Annotated in this window: 21 protein-coding genes and 2 pseudogenes; 14 read left to right on the top strand and 9 right to left on the bottom strand. The window is 70.6% G+C overall.

The features are described 5' to 3' along the window. Positions 1–186: 186 nt before the first annotated feature. Positions 187–549 (top strand): hypothetical protein, encoded by a 363-nt coding sequence (locus ABXJ52_RS02270; RefSeq protein ID WP_367038831.1) that lies wholly within the window; start codon positions 187–189, stop codon positions 547–549. Between the two features lie 29 nt (positions 550–578). On the opposite strand, the gene ABXJ52_RS02265 is transcribed toward ABXJ52_RS02270, so the two are convergent. The 3 genes from ABXJ52_RS02265 to ABXJ52_RS02255 all read right to left on the bottom strand — a co-directional run bounded on the left by ABXJ52_RS02265 (position 579) and on the right by ABXJ52_RS02255 (position 6694). Continuing rightward, on the bottom strand, positions 579–1931 hold the full coding sequence (locus ABXJ52_RS02265) for an esterase-like activity of phytase family protein (protein WP_367038830.1): 1353 nt from the start codon (positions 1929–1931) through the stop codon (positions 579–581). Positions 1932–2501: 570 nt separating this feature from the next. Beyond that, positions 2502–3827 carry an SWF or SNF family helicase gene (locus ABXJ52_RS02260; protein ID WP_367038828.1) on the bottom strand — a complete coding sequence of 442 codons (1326 nt, stop codon included), beginning with the start codon at positions 3825–3827 and terminating at the stop codon, positions 2502–2504. Further along, positions 3824–6694, bottom strand: a complete 2871-nt coding sequence (locus tag ABXJ52_RS02255; protein WP_367038827.1) for a DEAD/DEAH box helicase — start codon at positions 6692–6694, stop codon at positions 3824–3826. Before ABXJ52_RS02255 ends, ABXJ52_RS02260 begins: the two co-directional genes overlap by 4 nt. Before the next feature lie 260 nt (positions 6695–6954). Between ABXJ52_RS02255 and ABXJ52_RS02250 the strand changes: the two genes are divergently transcribed. The 3 genes from ABXJ52_RS02250 (at position 6955) to ABXJ52_RS02240 (ending at position 11948) form a co-directional block, all read left to right on the top strand. Then, positions 6955–8010: an acyl-CoA desaturase gene (locus ABXJ52_RS02250; protein ID WP_367038826.1), complete on the top strand. Its 1056-nt coding sequence runs from the start codon at positions 6955–6957 to the stop codon at positions 8008–8010. A gap of 142 nt (positions 8011–8152) precedes the next feature. Then, complete coding sequence (locus ABXJ52_RS02245) at positions 8153–8335, top strand: hypothetical protein (protein WP_344522782.1); 183 nt, start codon at positions 8153–8155, stop codon at positions 8333–8335. Between the two features lie 199 nt (positions 8336–8534). After that, positions 8535–11948 carry a hypothetical protein gene (locus ABXJ52_RS02240; RefSeq protein WP_367038825.1) on the top strand — a complete coding sequence of 1138 codons (3414 nt, stop codon included), beginning with the start codon at positions 8535–8537 and terminating at the stop codon, positions 11946–11948. Positions 11949–11987: 39 nt separating this feature from the next. On the opposite strand, the gene ABXJ52_RS02235 is transcribed toward ABXJ52_RS02240, so the two are convergent. Together ABXJ52_RS02235 and ABXJ52_RS02230 are read right to left on the bottom strand one after the other, a co-directional pair. After that, positions 11988–12875: a hypothetical protein gene (locus ABXJ52_RS02235; protein WP_367038824.1), complete on the bottom strand. Its 888-nt coding sequence runs from the start codon at positions 12873–12875 to the stop codon at positions 11988–11990. A gap of 209 nt (positions 12876–13084) precedes the next feature. Next, a complete protein-coding gene (locus tag ABXJ52_RS02230) occupies positions 13085–13366 on the bottom strand; it encodes a hypothetical protein (RefSeq protein WP_367038823.1) in 282 nt (93 codons plus the stop codon). 100 nt (positions 13367–13466) lie between these two features. Here ABXJ52_RS02230 and ABXJ52_RS02225 point away from each other — a divergent pair, with 100 nt between their 5' ends. Further along, positions 13467–14372, top strand: coding sequence for an oxygenase MpaB family protein (locus ABXJ52_RS02225; protein ID WP_367048766.1), 906 nt, complete (start codon positions 13467–13469; stop codon positions 14370–14372). Between the two features lie 8 nt (positions 14373–14380). On the opposite strand, the pseudogene ABXJ52_RS02220 reads toward ABXJ52_RS02225, so the two are convergent. Then, positions 14381–14569, bottom strand: a pseudogene (locus tag ABXJ52_RS02220) (PadR family transcriptional regulator); the annotation flags it as partial. 27 nt (positions 14570–14596) lie between these two features. Next, positions 14597–15196 (bottom strand): methyltransferase domain-containing protein, encoded by a 600-nt coding sequence (locus ABXJ52_RS02215; RefSeq protein ID WP_367038822.1) that lies wholly within the window; start codon positions 15194–15196, stop codon positions 14597–14599. Between the two features lie 151 nt (positions 15197–15347). Between ABXJ52_RS02215 and ABXJ52_RS02210 the strand changes: the two genes are divergently transcribed. The 5 genes from ABXJ52_RS02210 to ABXJ52_RS02190 all read left to right on the top strand — a co-directional run bounded on the left by ABXJ52_RS02210 (position 15348) and on the right by ABXJ52_RS02190 (position 20189). Beyond that, the gene (locus ABXJ52_RS02210) at positions 15348–16121 is read left to right on the top strand and encodes an MHYT domain-containing protein (protein WP_367038821.1); all 774 of its coding nucleotides are present in this window, start codon (positions 15348–15350) and stop codon (positions 16119–16121) included. Positions 16122–16186: 65 nt separating this feature from the next. Further along, on the top strand, positions 16187–18739 hold the full coding sequence (locus ABXJ52_RS02205) for an ATP-binding protein (protein ID WP_367038820.1): 2553 nt from the start codon (positions 16187–16189) through the stop codon (positions 18737–18739). Next, positions 18736–19170 carry a roadblock/LC7 domain-containing protein gene (locus tag ABXJ52_RS02200; RefSeq protein ID WP_367038819.1) on the top strand — a complete coding sequence of 145 codons (435 nt, stop codon included), beginning with the start codon at positions 18736–18738 and terminating at the stop codon, positions 19168–19170. The genes ABXJ52_RS02205 and ABXJ52_RS02200 overlap by 4 nt, the downstream gene beginning before the upstream one ends. A 19-nt stretch (positions 19171–19189) precedes the next feature. After that, positions 19190–19603, top strand: a complete 414-nt coding sequence (locus ABXJ52_RS02195; protein WP_367038818.1) for a DUF742 domain-containing protein — start codon at positions 19190–19192, stop codon at positions 19601–19603. Next, positions 19584–20189: an ATP/GTP-binding protein gene (locus ABXJ52_RS02190; RefSeq protein WP_367038817.1), complete on the top strand. Its 606-nt coding sequence runs from the start codon at positions 19584–19586 to the stop codon at positions 20187–20189. The genes ABXJ52_RS02195 and ABXJ52_RS02190 overlap by 20 nt, the downstream gene beginning before the upstream one ends. Positions 20190–20271: 82 nt before the next feature. On the opposite strand, the gene ABXJ52_RS02185 is transcribed toward ABXJ52_RS02190, so the two are convergent. Beyond that, positions 20272–20700 carry a PPOX class F420-dependent oxidoreductase gene (locus tag ABXJ52_RS02185; RefSeq protein WP_367038816.1) on the bottom strand — a complete coding sequence of 143 codons (429 nt, stop codon included), beginning with the start codon at positions 20698–20700 and terminating at the stop codon, positions 20272–20274. 93 nt (positions 20701–20793) lie between these two features. On the opposite strand from ABXJ52_RS02185, the gene ABXJ52_RS02180 reads away from it, so the two are divergent. Together ABXJ52_RS02180 and ABXJ52_RS02175 are read left to right on the top strand one after the other, a co-directional pair. Further along, on the top strand, positions 20794–21207 hold the full coding sequence (locus ABXJ52_RS02180; RefSeq protein ID WP_367038815.1) for a roadblock/LC7 domain-containing protein: 414 nt from the start codon (positions 20794–20796) through the stop codon (positions 21205–21207). Between the two features lie 109 nt (positions 21208–21316). Then, complete coding sequence (locus ABXJ52_RS02175; RefSeq protein WP_367038814.1) at positions 21317–22303, top strand: DUF6397 family protein; 987 nt, start codon at positions 21317–21319, stop codon at positions 22301–22303. A gap of 41 nt (positions 22304–22344) precedes the next feature. Here ABXJ52_RS02175 and ABXJ52_RS02170 read toward each other — a convergent pair. Continuing rightward, positions 22345–22849, bottom strand: a pseudogene (locus ABXJ52_RS02170) (tetratricopeptide repeat protein). A gap of 317 nt (positions 22850–23166) precedes the next feature. On the opposite strand from ABXJ52_RS02170, the gene ABXJ52_RS02165 reads away from it, so the two are divergent. Together ABXJ52_RS02165 and ABXJ52_RS02160 are read left to right on the top strand one after the other, a co-directional pair. Then, positions 23167–25497: an MMPL family transporter gene (locus ABXJ52_RS02165; protein WP_367038813.1), complete on the top strand. Its 2331-nt coding sequence runs from the start codon at positions 23167–23169 to the stop codon at positions 25495–25497. 47 nt (positions 25498–25544) lie between these two features. Further along, the gene (locus ABXJ52_RS02160) at positions 25545–25820 is read left to right on the top strand and encodes a hypothetical protein (protein ID WP_367038812.1); all 276 of its coding nucleotides are present in this window, start codon (positions 25545–25547) and stop codon (positions 25818–25820) included. Positions 25821–25849: the final 29 nt, after the last annotated feature.

Genomic DNA, 25849 nt, shown 5'->3' with positions numbered 1-25849 from the left:
GGCTACGGTCCGCCCGGTGGAGGGTACGGCCCGCCTCCGGGCGGCGGGTTCGGACCACCTCCGGGCGGTGGGGGATGGCCTCCAGCGGCAGGCGACGGTATGCCCCCGGGCGGCGGCGGGTGGCCGCCTGCTCCGCCACCGGGCGGGCCGTCAGGGCGCCGAGGTGGCCTGTTCGTCCTGCTCGCGGTGATCGTCGCGATCGGCGCCGTCGTCGCTGTTGTCCTGGTGGCCACCGGTGGTGACGGCTCGGACGACAAGAAGGGCCCCTCCAAGAGCAGTGAGAGCTCGGGCGGTAAGCCCACGCCATCGCTGAGCATCCCGTCGGAGTTCCCCTCCGAGCTGCCGACGGAACCGCCGACAGAGCTGCCCTCGAACCTGCCCAGCGGTCTGCCGTCGGAGCTTCCCAGCGAACTGCCGAGCGAACTGCCGAACGACTTGGACTCCCTGGTCCCGTCACGCGCGGACAGTGAAGCGCGCTACTACTTCCTGAGCTACTACTTCCTGAGGGTGGAGGTCATCAAAGCAGGCGTCACCGAACCGGGTTCCTGATCGGCGTGCCGGTCGCGAGGCCGACGGACTCAGAGGCCTTTCGGCAGCCGCACGTACGTCACAGTGGTTTGCACGCCACTGTCCACGAGCCGGCCCTCCTCGTCGAACGCCTCCGCTCCGTCCGTCATCCCGAAGTCGTTGTCGTTGATCAGGGCGAGGGTGTGACGGTTCACGCGCGCCACGCCCTCGATCTTGTCGGGAACACCCTCCATGACGCCGAGGTCGACCAGGAGACGCTTCCTCAGGATGGGCACTCCGGAGGCCGCCGGATCGTCGAGCTCCTCCAAGGAGGGCTTCGTCGACGCGTCGTCCCACCGCTCGCCGAGGATGTCGGAGCCACGGTCCAGCTTCACCGTCTGCAGCCGAGCGGCCTTGTCGGTGCGCTCCTCGACCAGGAGCCGGTCACGGCCGACGGCCACCACGGAAGAGATCTTCAGCTCGGACGTGTCGTCCTCGCCGGGGTCGACCACACTCACCGCGTCGAAGCGGTACGCGTACTCGGCCGTGACCGCCTGCTTCTTCGGAGAGAAGCGCAGCAACCGTGCCGTCCGCGACGCGTCACCCGCGTCCTCGTCCGGCACCGACAGAGGGCTCTGAACCGCCATCACCAGGTCCCCGCCCGGGAGTTGCGCAAGCCCTTCGAAGCCGCGGTTGCCCTTGCGGTGCAGCAGGACGCTCGGAAGTGCCTCGACGACCGGATAGTCGGCACCCGCCAGCTCCAGGCCCTCGGGGACATAGCGCTTGAGCACCTCTCCGCGCGCGGAGACGTGGACGAGCGAGGGGCCGTACTCGTCCACCAGCCAGAAGCCGCCGTCGCGCGCCCGCACGATGCCCTCGGTGTCGAGGCCGTTCGGGTCGTAGGTCAGCGCCGTCTTCGCGTCGTACGTGTACGGGGCCTCATCGCGCCCCTCCTGATTGGGTAGCCCGGTGACGGGCTTACCGGAGGAAGTCGTCAGCGGGAGCGCGTCGGTGACCTTCACCGTGTCACCTGAGACGCGGACCTTCACGATCGCCGGATCGAAACCGGGGACGGGGAATGTGCGTCGCTTCTTGCCGTCCACCTTGATCTGGCCATTGGGCCCGCGGTCGGTGACCGTCCAGAATTCGCCCTTGCGGCCCGCCGGATAGATGTCACTGCCGATGCCGCCGAGATCAACACCACGGTCGTCGCTCACCGTGCCGGGCAGCAGGGAGTTGCTGAACGTCCCCAGTGGAACGTCACCGAGGGTCGCCGTCGAGGTGATCCGAGGCGCCTTCTCCTTGCCGCTGGTCTGGGCACCTGTAGCAGTGCCGGTCACCGCGATCGCCGCGAGCACGGCGAACGGCACACCCGCGGCGACTGAACGGCGGACGCGACGCTTTCGGGCGGCGTGCGGGGACATGACTGCCTCCTGGGGCGCAAGTGTTCGGTGACAGCGGTCAGACTTCGCCGTCGCCACGAACGCAAGGAGGCAGAAAGGTGAACGTGAGGGGGCGCACTGGCGGCGCCTCCCGCGAGGGGCAGGAGGCGCCGCCGTCACCAACGGGCCGGTCAGCGGTAGTTGGGCTTCTGGCCCTTGTCGCCCCCCTTCGGCTGGATCGTGCTGACGTACTCCATCGCTCAGGCCCTGCGGGACGGGGGAGCCCAGTCGCGGTCGGCACCCCTGCACCGGTGTGATCCACCCTGGCGGATGTCATGCTCGCGCTCAATCGCTGGTCAGGGGGAGTGCACGCGTCGGTGTTCCCGGCGTGCGCGTGAGCGGCTCGGATGCGCCGGTGGGCGCCGGGCCGGGGAGGCGGACGCTTCCGGGCTGTCGGAGCGAGCGGGTTGGGGGTTCGGGGCCGATGCTGGCGTTAGTGAGCTGTGGCTGTAGCTGGGGCCGCCGTGGCCGGGCTCCGGTGCTGTAGCGAGCGTGTCGTGGCTGGCGTCCGGTGCGGGCGTGCGGGAGGCGGCTCGCACCGGACCTCCCGTCCTATTCGCCGCCGGTCACCACGGCCAGTGCCGTCGCGGGGTCGTGGGCCGCTGGACCCGCCGGAGCCCAGCGGCCACGCTCCTTGCGGTAGGGCCACCAGCGGCCGTCCCGGCCGTGCCGCAGCTGGGCGTCGCCGCCCACCACGGTCCAGCGGTTGCGGGCGGCCCGCAGCTGCGGCCGCTCCCCGTCGTCCCAGGCCACGTCCAGCGCCGCACGCGCGCGTGCCAGTGCGTCCGCCTCAGGGGCCCACTCCTCCTCCAGGACGGACAGCGCGGCCGGACCTCCGTACTCCCAGGCCTGTATGGCCAGCGCGAGGCCGTCCTTGCCGCGGTCCGCGGCGGTCGCGAGGCGCGAGACCACCGGCGCGGGGGCCGCGGCGGCGAGGCGTACGGCATCCTCGTCGAGCGTCAGTTCCTGCTCGACCGGGTGCCGTTCGTGCCCGGGGGACAGCGCCTCGGCCAGCATCCGGTGCGCCTCCACGGCCGCCTGCGCCGCCAAGAACTCGAGTGCCGCCACATCGAGACCGGGCGCGGGTTCCGCCTCCGTGTCGAGGGAAGGCGGCAGGCCCGGCTCTGGCGGCAACGGAGGCAGCTCGGGCAGCGGAGGCAGGATGGCACCCTCCGCGTACGCCTTGTCGGCATCCACGCCCTCCTGGGCCCCCTCCTGCTCCTGTGCCGGTGCCTCTTCGGCCTCCGTCCGCGCCACGCTCCGTACTTGCAGCTCGTCCAGCAGCTCGCGCTCCGCCCGTCCACGCATCAGGAACAGCACGAACGGATCCTGGTCGAGGAGCCGGGCCACCTGGTAGCAGAGCGCGGCGGTGTGCCCGCAGTGGTCCCAGGCCTCGCAGTCGCACTCCGGCTCCAGGTCGCCGATGCCCGGCAGGAGTTCGACACCCGCTGCCGCCGCGTCCTCCACCAGATGCGGCGGCATCTCCCGGTCGAGCAGCGCCGCGATGTGCCCGGCCCGCTCGACGGCCATGCCCAGGAAACGGTCCCACTCGTCCTCGCCGAGCCGCTGCAGCAGCACGTCGGAGCGGCGTGGGGTGCCGTCGCGGTCCTGGACGACCGCGGTGATCCGGCCGGGGCGCACCGAGACCGCACCCACGGCTCCCGCGCGCGCAAGCCTGCGTCCGGCCTTCAACTGCGCGAGGTCCAGCGCCGTGTCCTCCAGGGCCTTCAGCCAGGCCTGGCCCCACCAGCTCTGCGCGAACCCCCTGCCGTGCGAGGGCGGAAGCGCGGCAAAGGTGCGCTCGTGCTCGTACCCGCCCTCCCCGTGACCGCCGTCCCCGTGGGGCTCGCCGTTCGGCTCTTCGTAGATGTCGTTCATCGAGTCCCCCCGCGCAGTTCCACCAGATCCGACAGCTCGGCGTCGGTGAGTTCCGTCAGCGCGGCCTCCCCGGAGCCGAGCACCGAGTCCGCCAACTCCCTCTTGCGCAACAGCATGTCGGCGATGCGGTCCTCGATCGTCCCCTCCGCGATCAGGCGGTGCACCTGCACCGGCTGCGTCTGCCCGATGCGGTACGCACGGTCGGTGGCCTGCGCCTCGACCGCGGGGTTCCACCAGCGGTCGTAGTGCACGACGTGCTCGGCGCGTGTCAGGTTCAGTCCGGTGCCGGCCGCCTTCAACGACAGCAGGAAGACGGGGACTTCGCCGTTCTGGAAGCGCTCCACCATCGCCTCGCGCGCCGCGATGGGCGTGCCGCCGTGCAGGAACTGGGACGGGGTACCGCGGGCCGCCAGGTGCTGCTCGATGAGGCGCGCCATCTGGACGTACTGCGTGAAGATGAGCACGCTTGCGTCTTCGGAGAGGATCGTTTCGAGCAACTCGTCGAGGAGTTCCAGCTTTCCGGAACGGCCCTCGATCCGTGGCTTGTCCTCCTTGAGGTACTGCGCGGGGTGGTTGCAGATCTGCTTGAGACTGGTGAGCAGTTTGACGATCAGGCCCCGCCGTGCGAAGCCGTCGGCACCGGAGATCTCTGCGAGCGTCTCGCGCACCACGGCTTCGTAGAGGCCCGTCTGCTCCGTGGTGAGGGAAACGGCTCGGTCGGTCTCCGTCTTGGGCGGCAGTTCGGGTGCGATGCCCGGGTCGGACTTGCGCCTGCGGAGCAGGAAGGGGCGTACGAGCTGGCCGAGCCGCTCGGCGGCCGCCGGGTCCTTGCCGCTCTCGACGGCTTGTGCGTAGCGGGTGCGGAAGGTGCCGAGCTTGCCGAGCAGGCCCGGCGTCGTCCAGTCGAGGATGGCCCACAGCTCGGAGAGGTTGTTCTCCACGGGAGTGCCGGTGAGCGCCACGCGCGCGCGTGCGCCGATCGTGCGCAGTTGCTTGGCGGTGGCGGAGTACGGGTTCTTGACGTGCTGGGCCTCGTCGGCGACGACCATGCCCCACGAGGCGTGCGCCAAGGCGTCCGCGTCGAGCCGCATCGTGCCGTACGTGGTGAGCACGAACTCCCCGTCGGCGAGGCCCTCCAGGCTGCGCTGAGCGCCGTGGAAGCGGCGTACGGGGGTGCCGGGGGCGAACTTCTCGATCTCACGCTGCCAGTTGCCCATGAGGGACGTGGGGCAGACGACGAGGGTGGGCCCGGCGGAGGCGCTGTCGGTCTGCCGGTGCAGATGCAGGGAGATGAGCGTGATCGTCTTGCCGAGGCCCATGTCGTCCGCGAGGCAGCCGCCCAGGCCCAGGGAGGTCATCCGGGCCAGCCAGTTCAGGCCGCGCAGCTGGTAGTCGCGCAGGTTCGCGGCGAGCGCCGCTGGCTGACCGACGGGCTCCATGCCCTCGGGGTCCGCGAGGCGTTCGCGCAGCGTGGCGAGCCAGCCGGTCGGTTGGACGTCGATGCGCTGCCCGCCCACTTCGGTGGTGCCCGTCAGGACGGCGCTCAGGGCGTCGATCGGGGTGACCTTGTGGTCCTGGTGCGCGCGAGCACGCCGGGCTTCTTCGGGGTCGATGAGCACCCACTGGTCGCGCAGGCGCACCACCGGACGGTTGGCTTCGGCGAGGTGGTCGAGCTCCGCGCGTGTCAACTGCTGATCGCCCAGCGCGAACCGCCAGTTGAAAGCGAGCAACGCGTCGGTGGAGAGGTAGGAGGGCGTGTCCGACGACGGCTTGTCCGGATCTTTCGCCTCGTCGTCGGGCGGGCCGATGACCGCACGGGCGGTCAGGTTGCGTGCCAGTTCCCTGGGCCAGTGCACGTCGACGCCCGCGGTGGCGAGCATGCGGGAACCTTCGCCCAGGAGTGAGGTGACTTCTTCGTCGGCGAGCTCGATCGCATCGGGAACGGTGGCCGAGAGGAGCGGAGCGAGCGGCGGCCACGCGCGCGTGGCGCGCCGCAGCGCGAGCAGGGCGTCCATCCGCGACCGCGCCCCGAAGGCCTGCCCCGAGGCGCCCGAAGCGGCCCACACCTCCGCCGCGTCCGCGACGAGCGAGGGGTCGCTGACGCTGTGCATCTGCAGCACGGCGCGGAACGGCAGCCGGGCCCCGTCAGGAGTGTCCGACACCAGGCCGGGCACCTCGACGCGCAGTGAGATCCGTACGCCGGCATCGTGCCCGGCGGCGACATCGGTGGCCCAGGGGCGCTGTGCGGGGATGTGCTGGGGCTGCGCGGAGGCGAAGGCCGGGGCGCCGGCGGCCAGCGTGGCGGCGGGGGAGCGCGGCAGTGTGTCGGCCACCGCGTCGAGGAACTGGCGCAGCAGCCGCTCCGGTTCGGGCAGCCGCAGGGGTTCCGGACCGCCCTCCAGCGGAAGGGCGTGCGCGGCGGGGGGCATCGCGGCGGCGAGGTCCCGCAGGCGTCGCAGATCGTCGGCGCCCAGGGGGCCCGAGCGCCATGCGTCGTGATCACTCGGCGTCAGGCCGGGCAACAGCAGTCCACGCGCGGCGAGTTGCAGCGCGAGCACGCCTGCGGTGCCCCAGAAGGCGGCCGTCGGGTGGACCCCTGCCGACGCACGCGCGCGTGTCAGGACGGGCAGCGCTGTGCGCAGCGGGAGAACCATTGCGGACACATCGCTGAGCCGGACTCCCTCCTCGCCGGGCACCGCGATGGTCAGCTCCTCGACGGTGCCTGCCGAGCAGGTGGGCGGTGCGTCCCCGTCAGGGCGCCAAAAGGCAACGCGGCCGGTGCGCGCCGGTTCGCCGGTGACGAACAGGACTGAGCAGCTGGACAGTTCAGAGATCTCGGAAGGTGACGCGGCAGGGGGCCTGGGCACGGCGATGGCGCATTCCTCAAACTTGACTACTGGGACCGGAGCGGCCGAGAGTACAACACGTCCCTCCTCAGGTGTTAGTGATCACGAAGTGATCCACGTCACGAAAGTCAGGGGGCGCTGCCCGGAGGTGTACCTAACCCCCCTTCCGGGCGGTGCTGGCCCCCTCCCAAGACGGGTGAGGGCGTCATGGTTTCCCCAGGTCACGGGCTCATACGTTGGGCAACGTCAGCCCGATCCAGTCAGAGACCGGAGACCTCACCATGTCCCAGGCCGTCCCAGCAGTCGCGGAGCGCCCCTCGAGTACCAGCGCAAGGCAGCCCGCAGGGAGCGATTTCGCGCCTCTCCTGCGCACCGTCAAGGAGCAGGGGCTGCTGGGCCGCCGCACCGGCTGGTATGCCCGCACGATCGTGGTCAACGCCCTTGCGCTGGCCGCGGTGGCGACGGGCATGTTCCTCATCGGAGGCTCCTGGTGGGTGCTGCTCCTCGCACCCCTCCTGTCCGTGCTGTGCGCCCGAACGGCGTTCATAGGCCACGACGCGGGCCACTCCCAGATCACCGGCGACCGCGACGTGAGCCGCGCCATCGGGCTCGTGCACGGCAACCTCCTCCTCGGCATGAGCTCGGCCTGGTGGAACGACAAGCACAACCGCCACCACGCCAACCCCAATCACCTCGAGAAGGACCCCGACGTCGCCGCGGACGTCCTCGTCTGGACCAGCAAGCAGGCCAAGGTCCGTGTCGGCTTTCGGCGCTGGCTCACCCGCAACCAGGCCTGGCTGTTCTTTCCGCTGACACTGCTCCAGGGCGTCGCCATGAAGATCTACGGTTTCCAGGACCTGCGCCGCCAAGCGCCACGCGAACGCATGCTCGAAGGCCTACTCCTCGTGGCGCACCTCGTCGGCTACGTGACGCTCCTGCTCGTCACCATGCCGGTGGGCCATGCCCTCGCCTTCGCCGCCATCCACCAGGCACTCTTCGGCCTGCACCTCGGACTGGCCTTCGCACCCAACCACAAGGGCATGGAGATGCCCGACCCGGACGGGGAGCGCTGGGGCCACCTCAGCCGACAGGTCCTCACCTCGCGCAACATCCGCGGCAGCGCGCTGACCGACTGGTTTCTGGGCGGACTCAACTACCAGATCGAGCACCACCTCTTCCCGAGCATGCCCCGCCCCAGCCTGCGGCGCGCCCAGCCCCTGGTCCGCGCCCACTGCGCCCAGCTGGCCATGCCGTACACCGAGGCCGGATTCATCGACTCCTACCGGCAGGTACTGCGTCACATGTACGAGGTCGGTGAGCCGCTGAGGGTTGAGTAGCCACGCGGCCACGCGCCGCGGCTCAGGGTTGCGTCAGGGTCGCTCCTCAGGGGTCTATCAGGGGTGCAGTCTGGAACTGTGGGCGGTCCGAGCCCGTTTCTCAAGACAGAGAGCGGCAGCAGCCGCGAAGGAGGCGACGCACATGTCGAAGAACGCGAAGATCGCTGCGGGGGGTGTGGCGGCCGGCATCATCCTGTTGATCTGGCTGCCCTGGTGGGCCGCCCTCCTGATCGTGCTCGGGGTCCCGGCCGCGGCCTATCTGACCCTGGATCCCGGACAGCGGCGCAGGCTGCGCCGCGTCTCGCGCAAGGAACTCGGCCACTGACCCAGCACCCCGGGGCGGGCGCCGCGCCGGGATGCGGACACTCGACGCGCAGGTGCTGACAGCTGACGGCCTCTCCGCTCGCGGTCCCGCCCAAGGCGGCACCGCGAGCGGAAAACCCATTGCGCCCCAGCTGTTCCGCGGTGACCATGGCGCACATGACTTCTCGAGAGGAGGCCCAGCGATCTCACGGTGATCGCTGATGGCCGCACACGAAGCGTCGCAGACGCCGTTTTCCCAGCCTCAGCCCACTCCCGCGCCGCTGACGGCGGCCTGGCTGAAGGCCCACTTCGACCCACTGCCCTTCCCGGCCCGCATGAGCGCCCTCGCCCGCTACGCCCGTGCGCTCACCGAAGACGCGTACGGCTCACTCCGCACGGCTCTCGCCGCCGGCACGCCTGACGAACGTCACACCGGCCTCTTCCTCGCCGTCGCCCGTCGCGACCTCACCACCATCGCCGAAGCCCTGACCGACCCCCTCCTGCGCCGCCGGGCCCTCGCGGCCGCGATTCGACTGCCCGTGCCGGAAGCAGCCCTGGAACAGCTCGCGTTGAGCGACATCGGGGCGGTACGGCACGAGACGTACCGCGTCCTTCGCCTCAGCCGCCGACACACCCTCGCCGCACGCCTGCTGCCCGAGCTCCACGAACGGTTCGGGGCCCGGGACGCCGCCCGTCTACTGCCCGCGTGCCCCGCCGAGACAGCTGCCACCTGGCTACCCCGGCTGGATCCACCGGCGGGTGTCCTGCGTGAACTGACCCGTACCGCACCGCTCGCCGTGGCCCAGCTGCTCGTCACCCGTGGCGAGAGCCGCACCGACCGCGACCGCTACCGCTTCACGGGACGCCATCGCGCGCTCGCGAGCATGGCCGCGGAACGCGACCCGGAAGCGGGACTGCTGCTCCTGGCGCGGGCTCCGGACCTCCTGACCCCACGTGCGGCGCGCACGTTGCTGCGTCGGCCGGTGGAAATCCTCGAAATCCTGCGCGCGGCCCCGCCCGGCCAGGCCGACGCGCCCCTCGAACTACGGTTCTCCGCCGGGGCGTTGCCGCCTGCCACGCTGCGAGCCCTGCGTGCCCTCCCGCCCGCGGACTTGGTTGACCTCGCCCGTCGCTGCTCCGTGACACAGCCACGGCACCGGGGCCCGGGGCGTCACGAGGTCGAGCCCGACAGTCTGCTCATGCTGCTGCCCGCGCCGGAGCGCCGCAGCCTCGTCGAGGAACGCATCGCCCGCCGCCGCTCGGTGCGAAGCCTGCCCGTGGCCGCCCTCACGGCCCTGGAGCCTGCCGACAGGGCGGCGCTCGTCATGCCCTGGGTGGAGCGTTGGTCCCATCGGGAGTGGACATCGAGCCGACTGGCCGTCGCACTCCCGCTCGCCCTGGGCGAGCCGATCCTGCGCGACATGGCCGGCCAGCACCGCGTCCACCAGCGTCTGATGGCCTGGCCCGCGCTCCTCGCCTGCGCCGAACTCGAAGATGACCCGGACGAGTTCGCACGGATAGCAGCGGCCTGCGAGCGGGCCTGGCACGACCAGGAGGAGGTACGCAGGGCTGCCCTCCAGCAGCTCGCGGGGGCGCCCCCGCGTCTGCTCGCGGCGCTGCCCGACACGGTCCTGCGCGACGCGGCGCTGACCACTGTCCAGTCCCGCGACTCGACCACCCGCACTTTGGCCGCGGCGGAACAACTGCTCCGCCGTGCCGCGGAGAGCGCCGCTGCGACCGGCGGGTTGACCCGTGCGGCCCACGCCGCGGAGTTGCTCTGCCACGTCGTCTCCGACCAGCGCTCCCGCAGGACCACCACGCCTTTGCGTATCGGAGAGGAAGCGGCACGTGCCCTCTGGTCCGCCACCCAGTCGGTCACGTCGGCGCGCCCTGATCTGCGAGCCTCCCTCGCGGAACTTCTCGCACCGCACCTCACCGCGTTGCCGGAACTCGACGCCCTGGTGCACGCCTTGGCGCGAGAGTCCGACGACCCGGACATCGCCTCTCGCGCAGCAGCCGCCTGGGTGGGGCCGACGGAGTTTCGGGAGCGACGCAGCGCCGAACTGGTCGACTACGACGCCTCGTTCGCAACGCTTCCGGTCATCCTGCGCACCGTCGTCACCCGTCGTACCGATCTGCTGGACTCTGTGCTGCACGCCGCTCGAGGAGGTCTCACCGACCGGGTACGCCCTCGAGGCGCCCCCTGGGCCGCAGAGGTGCACAAAAGCGTCTGCGGCCGCTGGCTGCCCGAACAACGCCGTGGGTGGGACGAGCACCACGCGCGCGTGGCCGCCGACGAGCTGGCTCCCCTGCACACGCGTGCCGACGCCGCAGCTCAGGTGCGCGAGCCGGTGCTGCTCACCACACTTGCCGAGTCGGCGCCACAGCCTGTCGCGGCAGCGGCACTTGGAGCGCTGGGCGGCGCCCTCGGCAGGACTCACGCGGACGCGCAGCCCTGCGAGGAGCCACTGCTGGGGGTCTTGCTGCGGCACGCCGCGACGGGCGGCGTCCGGGGGAGGGCTGCCATGGCGGCCATCCGTCGACTCCTGGAGGCGGTGCCGAACCCGCAGGCAGTCTCCCTGCTCGGCCCCGCGGCCTGTGCGGCGGACGCCCCGGTCGGCTCCCGCAAGGAAGCCGTGCGAGCCCTTGGCGCGCTCACGGGGGACGCGGCCTTCGCCGCTCTGGTGGCTGCCTGGGACGCGCCTCGGCAACACCGTGACGTACGCGCCGTCGTGGCGCTCCACCTCATTCCCGCGATCGACCGTCCTGCCGTCGCCGACCGCCTGGCTCGTGCGGCGCAAGAACCCGCCGTACGGGAAGCGGTGATCCACGCGCGCGTGGGGGCGGTGAGCGAATCCGTGGGGGAGGCCTACGCGGACTTTCTGGCCCGCCTCGTGAGGGAGGGCGACCAAGAGACCGTCATCGCCGCATGCCGTGCCCTGCCCGCCTGGTTCACACCGACGTCGGCCGACGCCATGCGAGCCGTGGCCCACGTCGCCGCAGACCCCGATCGGCGCCGACGGGAGTGGGACACGGCCGCACAACAGCTGGTCTGGTTCCCCCTGGGGCCGGTGGCAGGGCGCATCCTCAGGGACGTCATCCGGCGGCTTCGGGATCGCGCCCTCGCCCCGGATCCGCAGTTGCGTGCCGACGCGCTCCGTCGCCTCTCCGGCATCGGCGCGGCCATGCGCGTTCGGCGAGGCTCCGGCCAGACACTCCGCATCGCCGACGCACTGGCCCACTCGCTGCACGCCGTGGGCCTGTACGCCGACGCGGCGACCCTGACATGGGACACGTCGCTGGCCGCCGTGCGCCACGGCGTACATCACGCAGGGCGGTGGGAGCGGCTGCTGGATCTGGTCGAGGAACGCCCCGAACGGCTTCCCGTGGAGAGGGGGTCCCATCCGGAAATACCGACGCCACGCGCGCGTGCGGCCCTGCTCGCCGCCGTTCGTCTGCTGCGTGAACGAGGCACTCCGGCGGCCGGAGTGATGGCGCTCGCGTTGGTGCGCGTCGGTGGCCGGGCGACATCCTGGGACGAGACCTGGCGTGCTGAACTGGCGGCGCTGCGCGCTCACGCTGACCACGACACGGCGATGGCCGCGCTTCTTCTCGACCCCGAGCAGAGCCTTTGACAAGATGCGGGACCAGCGGGACCAGCGGGACGAGGGGGATCAGGCGGGACGTACGGCCATCTTGTCGAGTGCGTCCAGGAGCCAGGGGAGTTCGGGCCCGCGGCCCACCGGCAGCACCTCTCCCGGCTCTTCGTCGAGAAGAACGAACGCGATGTCGTCGGTCCTGGCCACCATGGACCAGCCAGGACCGTCGGCTCGCAGGGTGCGCGCCTCCCCAGAGGCGAAAGACGACCGCACGCGGCCCAGGGGCGGCGGAGTGCTCACGTAGGCCCGAGCTTCCGCCAGCACGCGACGTACGCCGGTGAGGGGAGCCTGTTCGGCGTCGGGTTCGGCTCCCGCGGCGGCTTCTGGCTCAGGGATCTCGCCGCTCTCCGGGATGGCTTCCCCGCCGTCGGGCGCCGCGTCCTTCTCGACGCTGTCGGTCAAGAAATCCGCGTCGTCGATCTGCTCGCGCCACGCCGCCCACTGGAGCGCGATCTCGTCGGCGCCGAGCCGACGCTGAGCAGGTCCCCAGGTGTCGGACTGCGGAGGTGAGAGCGGCTTCTGGTCCGCTTCCTCGGGCTCGGGGTCGTGCGGCGGGGGGACGTTGGGCGCCGCGACGGCGACCGCCAGCGGCCAGCCGGGCAGGGCGGCGACCACCGTACGTTCGTCGGGAGACAGGTCGTACTCCATGCCGCAGTCCCAGGAGGCGATGGCGACGGCCACGAGTGACACGTCGTCGACCACGACCGTCCACCGGGCGCCCGCACCGTCCTGACCGAGCACCAGACCGTACCCGGCGGCGAGCGGCGCGAGCCCCAGGGCCGCGCACGCCTCCGGATAGTCGTCACCGAGCACACTCGGGAACTTCGCGGGTGTCAGCAGCACCGCGGTCAGCACGTACAGCGCGTCGTCCTCGGCGGCGACAGCGTCGTCCGTTCCGGCCATGCCAGCCTCCCCATCGCTTCATCCGTCGGCGCACCCTAACCACAGGTCAGCATGATCGTCGAGGGGTGCGTGACCAGGAGAGTCGCTCGTACGCACCGGGAACTCGCTCGTGCCCCCCCGCGAGGTCCGAGAGCGCCTCACGCACGCGGCCGGGACAGGCAACCCCCTCCGTGCGGCACCGGCCTGCCCCGACCCCACGCACACGGATGTCAGGCGGCAGGCAGGCCGAGGAGCGTACGCGCCACATCCGTCGGCGACTCGTCGCGTTCCCGTGCGAGGGCGATGACCGCTCGGCAGGCGAGTTCGCTGACACCGAAGGACAAGGCCTCCGGCGACACCCAGCCCGTGGCCTCGTCCTGACGGTCCTGGTCGTCCTCGGCGCACGCCGCCACGTAGACGGCGGCCGCCTCGAAGAGGTTGCGCGGGCGCTCCCCCTTCTGGACGCCAACCGTTTCCTCCGAGCGCCACAGCTTGCGGAGCTTGTCGAACATGTGGGCCACCTTCCCCCGGTCGTGGTTTCCGCTGATGATCACTCATCTGCTCTACCCCAACGTAGAGTTGGAGTTCCAGCGAAAGAAGGGGGACGGTGCGGTGCAGCGCTATGACCGGCTCAAGGAGGTTCGGCGTCTCGACCCGGAGAAGGACGCCCTGACGATCTACCGGCTCACCGCGACGTACGAGTTCCCCTGGGATTACACCCGCGCTCTGGAGCTCGCGCTCTACCGCACCTACGCCGTACCCACTATCGGTCGACTCCTGGCCGAGACCGCGGAACTGACGGGCCGGACGCAGAAGCGGTACGACGACACGGCCCTGCTCCTCGACACCGTCGTGGAGCACGGCTTCGGCACGGACGAGGGCCGCACCGCGATCCGCCGCATCAACCAGATGCACCGCAGCTACGACATCAGCAATGAAGACATGCGCTACGTGTTGTGCACGTTCGTAGTGATGCCCAAGCGCTGGATCGACGCCTACGGATGGCGCAAGCTGTCACGCCACGAGAGGACCGCGGCCGCCGTCTACTACCGCACCCTGGGGCGCCACATGGGGATCCAGGGCATACCGGACTCCTACGAAGCCTTCGAAAAGTGTCTCGATGACTACGAAGAGGCCCACTTCGCGTGGGACGAGGGCGCGCGCAGGGTCTCCGACGCGACCCTCGACCTCATGGCCTCGTGGTATCCGCGTCCGCTGGCGCCCGTGTTGCGTGCCTCGACTCTCGCGCTTCTCGACGAACCCCTCCTGCGTGCCTTTCGCTACGAACCGCCCAGTTCCGCCACCCGGACGCTGGTCAGGCACGCGGTGCGGTTGCGCGGCCGTGCCGTGCGCTTGATGCCGCCCAGAAAGGCGCCGCACTACGCCCGGCAGAACTGGGAGATCAGGGGCTACCCGAAGGGGTATCGGGTGGGCGAACTCGGCACGTTCCCGGTGCCCGGTGTCCGCGGCTGCCCCGTCGTCCACACCGACGGATCGGCGGTCACTTCGGCGGAGTGAGCTCGACGTCAGCGGAGTGAAGCCAACGTCGTCCGCAGCCAAGCGAGTTCGGCTCGGCTCGTCGCGCGGGCGATGGTGAGGATGCCGCGTCGGAACGGGTCGCCCATCTCCTCGGCGCGCAACGGCCGCTCGCCCTCGTAGAAGAAGCTGGCCGGCTCCTCGAGGAACGCCAGGCGGCGTTCGAGGACCGCGGCTTGCCGTGCGAGAGTGGCCGCCCCCGAGGGCTAGTCCTCCCGTACGGCAAGCGCGAGGAACCGCGCGTCCTCGTCGACGTACGACGTCAGTTGCCAGCCCGCACCGGTGAGCAACGGGCGGAGGTTCGCCTCGGCCCGCAGATCGTCCGGGGTGATCTGCCGGCCCTGCCGCGCGGCGAGCGCCGCCCGGCCGATGGGGTGGAAAAGGGCGAGGGTCCCTCCGGGGCGCACGATGCGCCTCAACTCCCGCAGGTTCGCCGCCGGATCGGGCAGATGGGAGACCAGCCCCGCGCCGAACACGGCGTCGAGTGAGGCGTCGCGTACCGGGAGACGGGTCACGTCCCCGAGCAGAAGCTGCCCTTCGCGGTCCCTGCCCGCCCGCGTGGCGGCCTCCAGCATGGCGGGAGTCAGGTCGATCCCCACGACGACCCCGGAGGGGCCCACGGCCTCCCTGAGCGCGGGCAGCGCACGCCCGGTGCCGCACCCGGCGTCGAGAACGCGGTCGCCGTGGTGCAGGCCGAGCTCGAACGCGGCGTCCCGATAGGCGGGACCGTCGTCGGGGAACCGGCTGTCCCAGTCGGCAGCACGGGCGGAGAAGAAGTCACGGACGCGCGTCTGGTCATCGCTCATGTGGACATGATTACGCAACGACTCGGCTGCGCGCTGGGGGCACACGTTCGAGCGTGACGCGATCGTTCAGGACCCTCTCTCTGTCATATTCCAACACCTTTCGAACTGCGCCCCTGTTGTGCGCCCCTGTGCGGACTAGCGTCCCGGAGCCATGGGACACCTGGACCACGCCACCTTCGGCTGGCTGACCCCCGTGCTGTCGTACGCGATGGCCTGTATCGGCGCAGCCCTAGGGCTGCGTTGCACCGTCCGAGCGCTCGGCGCCACGGGCGCGTCACGTCGTAACTGGCTCATCACCGCGGCCTCGGCCATCGGCACGGGGATCTGGACGATGCACTTCGTGGCGATGCTCGGCTTCGGCGTCACCGGCACCGAGATCCACTACAACGTGCCACTGACGATCCTGAGCCTCGTCGTCGCGATGGCCGTCGTCGGAGTCGGCGTCTTCGCCGTCGGTTACGGCCGTGACCGCGGGCGTGCGCTGGCGCTCGGCGGGCTCACGACCGGTCTCGGCGTCGCGAGCATGCACTACCTGGGCATGGCCGCGCTGCGACTGCACGGCGACGTTCGCTACGACCCCGTCCTCGTCGGCGCCTCCGTGGTCATCGCCGTCGTCGCGGCGACCGCGGCCCTGTGGGCGGCGCTCAACATCAAGTCGCCGCTCGCGGTCGCCGTCGCATCACTTGTCATGGGCGGAGCGGTGAGCAGCATGCACTACACCGGCATGCTGGCCGTGAGCGTGCGGGTCACCGAGTCGGGTGCGGCGCTACCCGGGGCGACGACCATGCAGTTCATCTTCCCCCTCGCCGTCGGCCTCGGCTCCTACCTCTTCCTGACCTCGGCTTTTGTCGCGCTCTCTCCGACCTCGGGGGAGCGTGAGGCCTCCGTGGCGGCCCAACGACCAGTGGAGGGCGCCGCCCAGTAGCGGCACGACCGAACCGGTCACGGCCCGGCGGACACGCCCCAGAAATCTCCCCGAGCGAGGAGGCCATGCGTACACCCCGTAGGACCCCTGACCCGGCCGACGGCATAGCGCCGCCGAAGCCCGAGGCCCCGGCGCGCGGTCGACGCGCCCACGCGGGACCACCCGCCGACGAACGGCCCGACGCGGAAGCCTCCTTGGAGTCCGGACCGCTCACGCACCCCGCGTCACGCGAGCGCTCGTGGTGGCCGCGCCCACGCACCGTACGGGCCAAGATCGTGTGCCTGCTGATGGTGCCGGTGGTTTCCCTGCTCGGGTTGTGGGGCTACGCCACAGTCACCACAGCCCAAGACGTGGCGAACCTGCGGCAGTTGCAGCGCGTCGACGCTCAGGTGCGCGACCCCGTCGACGCTGCCATCGCCACACTGCAGGCCGAGCGCGTGGCCGCCGTGCGTTACGCGACCGAGCCCGCCGCCGACCGCGGCGGCGAACTCGAGAGGCAGGCGGAACGCACGGACCGCGCGGTGGCCAAGCTGCGCCGCGGCGATGGCGGAACAGTCGCCGACGGCGCCGGGCTGCCCACCGGCGTGGCGTCCAGGCTCGAGTCGTTCGTCTCCGCTGCCGAGGATCTGAGCACGGTGCGGACCGACGTGCTCGACCGGCGCACCGGCTGGGACGCGGCCTACGGCCAGTACACCAGGACCATCTCGGCCGCCTTCGGGGTCGGCGGCGCACTCACCGGCATCAAGGACGCCGAACGCGGCTCCGACGCGCGCGTGCTGCTCGAATTCTCCAGGGCCGCCGAGATGCTGGCGCGTGAGGACGTCGTCCTGTCAAGCGCACGGCTGGAGGGCACCCTGGACGGCGAGCGGCTGCGGCAGTTCACCGGAGCCGTCGACACCCGGCGGACCCTGACCGACGCGGCGGTGGCGGATCTGCGCGGACCCGAACGAGCAGCCTGGCAGGACCTCGTGGAGGGGAGCGCGTACGCCGACGTGCGCGCCGTCGAGGACAAGGTGCTCGTCGCGCCACCGGGACGCAAGGCCGCAGACGCGTCGTCCGCCGCCAAGTGGGACAGCGCCCATACGGTCGTACGGGACGAGCTGCGCGCGATCGACGAGGGTGCGAGCCGCAGCGCCGCCGGCCGCGCCGACCCGTTCACGCGCGGGTTGCTCACCCCGGCAGGCGCCGCCGTCCTGCTCGGGCTCCTGGCCGTCGCCGCCTCACTGGTCATCTCCGTGCGCATCGGGCGAGGCCTGGTCGTCGAGCTGGTGAGCCTGCGCAACGGCGCCCTGGAGATCGCGCGGCACAAACTTCCGCACGCCATGCGGCGGTTGCGCGCCGGCGAGGAGATCGACATCCACGCCGAAGCGCCACCCGGCCCGCCCGCGGAGGACGAGACGGGGCAGGTCAATGAAGCGCTCGGCACGGTGCACCGGGCAGCCCTGCGTGCTGCCATCGAGCGTGCCGAGCTCGCCAGCGGCATCTCGGGCGTCTTCGTCAACCTCGCCCGCAGGAGTCAGGTACTCGTCCACCGCCAGCTCAGCCTCCTCGACAGCATGGAACGCAGGGCGGACGACCCGAACGAGCTCAGCGACCTCTTCCGGCTCGACCACCTCACCACCCGGATGAGGCGGCACGCCGAGAGCCTGATCATCCTCTCCGGAGCCGCCCCGGGGCGAGCCTGGCGCCTGCCCGTCTCCCTGACGAACGTCGTCCGTGCGGCCGTATCCGAAGTCGAGGACTACGCGCGCGTGGAGGTACGACAACTCCCCACCGCCGCGGTCGTCGGCACGGCCGTCGCCGACCTCACCCACCTCCTGGCCGAACTCGTCGAGAACGCCGCCCAGTTCTCACCGCCCCACACCAAGGTGCGGGTCAACGGCGAACCGGTCGGCAACGGCTACGCCCTGGAGATCGAGGACCGTGGCCTCGGCATGGGCGAAGAGGCCCTGGCCGACGCCAACCACCGCATCGAGCAGTCCGAAACACTCGACCTGTTCGACAGCGACCAACTCGGGCTCTTCGTCGTCAGCAGGCTCGCCGCGCGACACGGGATCAAAGTGCACCTCGGCACGTCCCCCTACGGAGGTACCACCGCCGTCGTCCTCCTGCCCACCGCACTGCTGCAGAGCACCACCCCGGAGAGCACCGGAGCACACGCCATGGAACGCGACCGCGAACAGATCGGGCACGCGCGCGTGCCCGATGCCGCACCGATGAACGGCAGCCCCGTGCCCGCCCCGGCCGCCCGCCCCGCACTGGCCGCGTCCACGGAGACCCCGGCGGCGACACCCCCAGGCGTCACGGCTCTGCGCCTGAACAAGCCCCCGGAGGCGGAACCCGACCACGCCCCGGAATCCTCGGACGACCTCCCGCGCCGCGTGCGCCAGGCCAGCCTCGCCCCCCAGCTGCGTGAGCGACCCCGCGGCGACGCGCCCACATCCGCGAGCGTCCCCGAAGACACCGAACGCAGCCCCGAAGAGGTACGGGACCGCATGTCCGCCTATCGCGACGGCTGGGCCCGCGGCGGCGGCCGCAGGCCGGGCATCGTCGGCGCGGTCCCCGACACCCCAGGGTCCGCCCCGGCCAGTGACAGCACCGAAGGAGATCACGCATGATCCAGGATCAGAGCATCACCGCAGGCAGGGCCAGCGAACTCGACTGGCTGCTCGATGACTTGGTATCGCGCGTCGGTGAGGTGCGGCACGCCGTGGTGCTCTCCAACGACGGACTCGCCGTAGGAGCCTCGACCGCCCTCACCCGAGAGGACGCCGAACATCTCGCCGCTGTCGCCTCCGGGTTCCACAGCCTCGCCAAGGGCGCGGGCCGGCATTTCGGGGCCGGGGGAGTGCGCCAGACCATGGTCGAGATGGACGACGGCTTCCTGTTCGTGGCGGCGGCGGGTGACGGCTCCTGTCTCGCCGTACTCAGTGCCGTGACCGCAGACATCGGTCTGGTCGCCTACGAGATGGCGCGTCTGGTCAAACGGGTCGGCGAGCACCTGTACACGCCGCCGCGTTTCGCGGCGCAGCCACCCGCCGTCGGATGACACAGGGCGGTCGACGCAGATGACCGAGAACAGAAGCGGCGACCCGCGCGACGCGGGCAGCCAGTGGTACGACAACGAGGCCGGACCGCTGGTCCGTCCCTACGCGATGACGGGCGGGCGGACCCGGCCCGGCCCCAGTGGAGTGCGTTTCGATCTGATCGCACTCGTCACGCTGGACCAGAGCGCACCGGGCCCCGGGGACGACACCGCGCTCGGCCCGGAACACCGGTCGCTCATCGAACTGTGCCGCACGGAGACCCAGACGGTCGCCGAGCTGGCAGCCGACGCCGACCTGCCCGTGGGGGTGGTCAGGGTGCTGCTCGGCGACCTGCTGGAAATGGGCTGCGTGAACGTGCACCGACCCGTGCCCCCCGCGCAGCTACCCGACGAGAAGATCCTGCGAGAGGTGATCGATGGGCTCCGAGCGCTCTGACGCCGACGGCGGCGACACGACCGCCATGGCGTTGAAGATTCTGGTCGCGGGCGGCTTCGGGGTGGGCAAGACCACCCTGGTCGGCGCGGTCAGCGAGATCCGCCCGCTGCGCACCGAGGAACTCCTCAGCGAGGTGGGCCAGTCGGTGGACGACACCGGCGGAGTCGACCGCAAGACCACGACGACCGTCGCCATGGACTTCGGCCGCATCACCATCAGGTCGGGCCTGTCGCTGTACCTCTTCGGTACACCCGGGCAGGACCGTTTCTGGTTCCTGTGGGACGAGTTGTCCCAGGGCGCGCTCGGAGCCGTCGTCCTCGCGGACACCCGACGGCTCGAGGACTGCTTCCCCGCCGTCGACTACTTCGAGCACCGGCACATCCCGTTCGTGGTGGCAGTCAACTGCTTCGCGACCGCGCGTACGTACGGCGCACATGAAGTGTCACGGGCCCTGGACCTCGACCGCGGCACCCCCGTGGTGCTGTGCGACGCACGGGACCGCGATTCGGGAAAGGAGGTGCTGATACGCCTGGTCGAGTACGCCGGGCGGATGCATACCGCCCGGCTGCTCGACACGGTGGGCTGAACACTGCCGTTGGGTGAGTACAGCGCCGTTTGGGCTGAGTACGGCCCAAGCGACGAGCACGGCGAGGTGGGCTGAGGCGTCGTCAGTCGGCGACGCCGCCGTGAGCGACCACCTTGTCGATCTTGACGCGTACGAGCAGCTCGCCGGGCACGCCATTGCGCTCGCCGAACTCCTCGGCGCGACTCTCGCCCATGTAGCGCGCGCCGAGCCGCCCGGCCCAGTGCCGCACTTTGTCGAGATCGTCGATCAGACGTGCCTGGCCTTGAATCACCACGAACGCGAACGGAGGCCTGTCGTCGTCCACACAGAGGGCGACACGCCCGTCCCGCGCCAGATTCCGTCCCTTGACGGTCTCGGCCCCGGTGTTGAACACCAACTCCTCCCCGTCCAGCAGGAACCAGATCGGTGCGATATGTGGGCTGCCGTCCGCCCGGACGGTCGACAGCTTGCCGGTACGGGTGCCCTGCGAGACGAAAGCCCGCCACTGGTCCTCGGTCATCTTCTGTGCCATGTCCTCATCATGCTTGCCGGGCGGCCGATGGTGGGGAAGGCTGGCAGGTCAGTTCCTTCAGCCAGGGGGAACAGAAAGCGGGGAGACGGGAACATGGCGCAGAACACGGGCCTCGGTTGGCTGCTCGACGACTTGACCAAGCGGATGGAGTCCGTACGGCACGCCTTGGTGCTGTCCAACGACGGCTTGGTGACCGGCGCGAGCTCGGAGTTGAAGCGCGAGGACGCGGAGCACCTGGCCGCGGTCTCGTCGGGCCTGCACAGCCTGGCCAAGGGATCGGGGCGGCATTTCCGGGCGGGCACCGTGCGGCAGACGATGATCGAGTTCGACGACGCCGTGCTGTTCGTCACCGCCGCCGGCGACGGCAGCTGCCTGTGCGTCCTCAGCTCCGCGGAGGCGGACATCGGTCAGGTCGCGTACGAGATGACGCTCCTCGTCAATCGCGTCGGCGAGCACCTCGGGGTAGGCGCCCGGCAGCCGGAACGGACACCGGTCGTAGACCTCTGACCTGCTGAGACGGCAGTGCGGCGAGAGTTATCCACAGGCCCGACGCGGATTGCGCTGATCGCGCTACGGTTTTCCCGAGAGCAAAGACGCCTCACGGGGGAGAACCACCATGACAGGTCACACGATCACGCAGGAAACCGCCGACACGGCAGAGCGGGCCCCGGTCACGCAGAGCCGTGCGGCACGCGAACTGGGGCTGAAACGCGGCGAGTTCGAGCTCGCAGTGATGCTGGGGCGCATCCGCACCGTCAGCGACGCGATCGGCGGACGGCGCCGCGTCACACGCGAGGAGATCGAGCGCGTCCGTGCCGGGGGGGGCTTCCCCGAGGCGTGGATGGAGCGCATCAGAGCCGTGGGGACCACGGAGGGCGCCGCTCTCATGAACATCTCCACGGCTCGGTTCACGCGGCTCACACGCGCAGGCTTCGTCACGCCGGTGAAGTTCTACCTCAACCGCTACCGAGCCGTGGTGTGGCTGTATCTGGCCGAAGAGCTGAAGCACTTCGCCGAGTCCGAGGTCAACGCAAGCCTGTTGACCGGTCGCGCCCCCGGCACGATCCGCGCCCAGTTGGAGGCGGGCGTGGACCTGCGCGCACGGAACTGGCGGGGCCGCCACGCGGGAGCACTGCTGCGGCAGTCCGCTGATCCCTGGGAGCGCGCCGCGGCCGTGGCCTCACTGCTCGACCCGGTCCAGATCGCGGAAATCATCAAGGACCCGTACGAACGCGCCTACGTGCGAAGGCTCATGCCCCACCCCTTCGCCCAGGGCGCACCGGAGACACCGGCGGGACGGATCATCGAAAAGATCACGACCGCGGACGACCCGGACGAGATCCGGTGGCTGCGGGCCAACCTCACCATCGGTCTCTCTCAGGCAAGGGGCGAACGGCCGGCGCCACGGCCCGCACCGAAGCCTGAGCCCCACCCGGCGCCCGGCACCGTTCCTGCTTCTCATGCGGAGCCCGATGCCGAGTCGAGCCCACACCCCGCGCCGCACCCCCCAGCACCACGCGCCGCACAGCCCGACGAGGGCAACGGAGGACGGGCGCAGGAACCGCGAGGCCTGCTGAAGTGGATGCGTCGCAGGGGAGCCTAGCCAGACGGGCATGAGAGCAGAGCCGGCCGCGGGGCGCGTCCCTACATGGTCGCGTCGAGGTCCTTGGCGTAGTGCTCGATCGCGGGACGGTAGCCGGCGATGTCCGGATCCTGGCTCGTGGTGGCGAGCAGGGTCAACAGAATCTCCATCGCGTCGTGCGCCCGGCCGGTGTTGTAGAGCGCCATGGCCAGGAAGGTCTTGAGCGCGGCGTCGTCCGGGAATTCCGCCGCCGCGCCGCTCAAGATCGTGACGGATTCCGGATTCCGGATAGCGGCCAAGGACGCGGTAAGTGCTGCCCAGACCCAGGAGTGCGCCCCGGCGGTCATCCAGAGAAAGGCCCGGTTGCTCGACCGCGCGTACGTAGTGCGGAACCGCCTCGGCCTCCAGGCCCAGCGTGTCGTGCACCCACGCGGTCTGGTACGCCACCTCCGCGTCCTGGGGGAACTGCTCGCACAGGGCGAGGAGTTGATCCCGGGCCTCCTCGCGGTGGCCTTCCGCCCGGAGCCGCACGGCCTCGGCCAGCAGGCGGTCACGATCCCCGGTCATGTCCTCGTTCACCCTCTTCAACGCCCCCACACCTTTCTCCAATCCTTCCTCAGCCCGCCCGAAGTCCCGAGGCCCCGAAATCCCGAGGCTCCGAGGTCCAAGGCTCCGAAGTCCTGAGGTCCCAAGCCGACCGGAGGTACACATGCCATTTTGCCCGGAGCACATCTCCCGCACCGCGCTCCTGAGAGTGGGTGCGAGCACCCGTGCGCACTGTGCCGCAGGGGAGCAGGGGCCGTCACCCGTTTCCCCGCTCCCGAGGTGCCCCGAGTGTCGCCGTTGCGTTGAATCCGAGGTGACCTATGCCTCGGGGAGCAAGCATGTCTGTGTCACGCGGGCCGAGTGAGCCACCGGCGAGCGCTTCATCACGCCGGCCGAACGCCTCACCGCCACGGCCGGGCCTGCTTCGGCGGATCGGGCAGTGGTGCGCCCGCCACTGTGCGGTCGTCGTGGTGGTGTGGCTGGCCGCTCTGGTCGGGCTGCAGGTCCTGAACCACGCCTACGGAGGTCAGTACTCCGACGACTTCTCCCTGCCCGGCACCGAGTCGCAGGCGGGCCTGGACGTTCTCCAGGCCCACGAGCCCGCGGCCGGCGGCTACAGCGCCCAGGTCGTCCTGCACGACTCGGGCAAGCCCCTCAGTGACAAGAGCGACCAGGTCGGCTCGGCCGTCAGCAGCCTGCAGAAGCTCCCCCACGTGCTGTCCGCGCAGAGCCCGCTGCCCGCGCAGCAGCAGCCAGCCGGTACGCCGAACGTCGGCCCGCTGTCCTCCGACGGCAAGACCGGCTATATCACCGTCCGCTTCGACGTTCAGCCCTCCACGCTCGGCGACGACTACCTGAAGGGTGTCGACAAGGCGGTGCAGCCGTTGCGCAGCGCCGGTGTGGAGGTGGAGTACGGAGGCCCGCTGGGCGAGCTCGCCCGCCCCGAGGCGGACGACCGCACGAGCGAGGCCATCGGGTTCGGCGTGGCGATCGTGGTCCTGCTGATCGGATTCGGCAGCGTGCTCGCCGCGCTGCTGCCGCTGGTGACCGCGCTGATCAGCGTGCTCTGCGGCCTCGCCTGCCTGGGCCTCCTTGCGGGGGTGTTCACCTTCGCCACGGTCTCGCCGACGCTGGCCACGATGATCGGTCTCGGCGTCGGGATCGACTACGCCCTCTTCCTGGTCACCCGCCACCGTCAGAACCTCCTGGGCCAGGACCCGGTCACGGCAGCGGGGCACGCGACGGCGACCAGTGGCCGGGCGGTCCTGGTATCCGGATGCACGGTGATCATCGCCCTGTCCGGACTGTGGGTCTCCGGGATCTCGTTCATCGGCAAGCTGGGCCTGGCTGCCGCGGTCACCGTCGTCACGGCGGTACTCGGCGCGCTGACGCTGGTGCCCGCACTCCTCGGACTGATCGGGCGCCGGATCGACAAACTCCGGGTGCGGACCCCGATCGCCGAGACGAGCACCGAGCCGGGATCCGCCGACCAGGGCGGCTGGCATCGCTACGCACAGCGCGTGGAGCGACGGCCGTGGTGGTTCCTCGTCGGCGGCGCCGCCGTGCTCGCCGTCCTGTCCGTCCCGGTCTTCTCCATCCAGCTGGGGCACATCGGCGACGGAGCGGATCCCAAGTCCTTCACCGACCGGCGCGCCTTCGACCTGATGTCCTCCGCGTTCGGTCCCGGCTCGAACGGCCCGATGACACTCGTCATCGATCAGAGCGACGTGCCCCAGTCGGACAGGGCGGCGCTGGCGAGCCAGGCGCAAAAGGCCCTCACCGGCGTACCCGACGCGGCCGCGATCACCCCGTTGAAGGCCACGTCGGACGGTGACGTCCTGATCTCCACGGCCTACTCCGTGGCCGCTCCGCAGGACGAGCGGACCACCGAGCTGCACGAGCACCTGAGCGACGACGTGCTCCCGCAGGCGGTGTCAGGGACGAAGGCCAGTACGTACGTCACAGGGACGACCGCCGCGCAGGCGGACTTCCTGGAGATCGTCTCCAAGAAGCTGCCACTGATCATCGCGGTGGTCGTCGCCCTGGCCTTCCTCGTCATCCTCGTCGTGTTCCGCGGCCTGCTCGTCGCGGTCAAGGCAGCGGTGCTCAACGTCCTGTCGATCGCCGCCTCGTACGGGGTCGTGGTGGCCGTCTTCCAGTGGGGCTGGGGCGGCCCTGCGCTCGGGGTGTCGGGGGAGGTGCCGATTGAGAGCTACGTACCGATGATGATGTTCGCGATCGTCTTCGGGCTGAGCATGGACTACGAGATCTTCCTGCTGTCCCGGGTCCACGAGGCATGGTTGCGCACCCGCGACGCCAAGGCGAGCGTCGCTCACGCCCTGGAGATCACCGCGCGGGTCATCACGTGCGCCGCATTGATCATGGTGAGCGTGTTCGCAGCGTTCATCATCAGCGACAACATCGTGGTGAAGATGCTGGGTCTCGGCCTCGCGGCCAGCGTGCTCATTGATGCCACAGTGGTGCGGCTGTTGCTGGTGCCGGCGGTCATGACGCTCCTGGGCAAGTCCGCCTGGTGGACGCCTCGTTGGCTGGACCGTCTGCTTCCGCATATCGACGCCGAGGGCGAAAGCCAGCCGGCCGGGCAGGCCGGGCAGGCCGGGCAGGCCGGGCAGGCCGGGCAGGCCGGGAAGCCTAACGATCACACCTGACGGCCGATGAACTCCTCGTGATGGCCCCACGCTCTAGGCTCATCCGTATGAAGATCCGCGGCATCGATCCCCGTGACGCCACGTGGGAACTGGACCACGCCCGTTACCGCGTCTACTTCTGGGACGTTCCCGCCGCGACGGCGCACGAGTACGAAGTCCTCGACACCGTCGACATCGGCGAACTCCTGGAGTGGGCGTCGCGATACGCAGCCGACCGCGGGTGGTCGTACACCGTCTACACGGCGGTCAGCGACGGTGACAGGCTCGGACTCGTCCGTCTCGCCGGCGTCTTGGGGGACCCTTTCGCCGACGCATTGGACTGACCGACGCATTGGACTGACCGACGCGCCGG

Origin of the sequence: Streptomyces sp. Je 1-332 (genome assembly GCF_040730185.1) — a bacterium.
In the GTDB taxonomy this organism is placed as follows: domain Bacteria; phylum Actinomycetota; class Actinomycetes; order Streptomycetales; family Streptomycetaceae; genus Streptomyces.
This window is presented reverse-complemented; position numbering and strand designations above follow the sequence as displayed.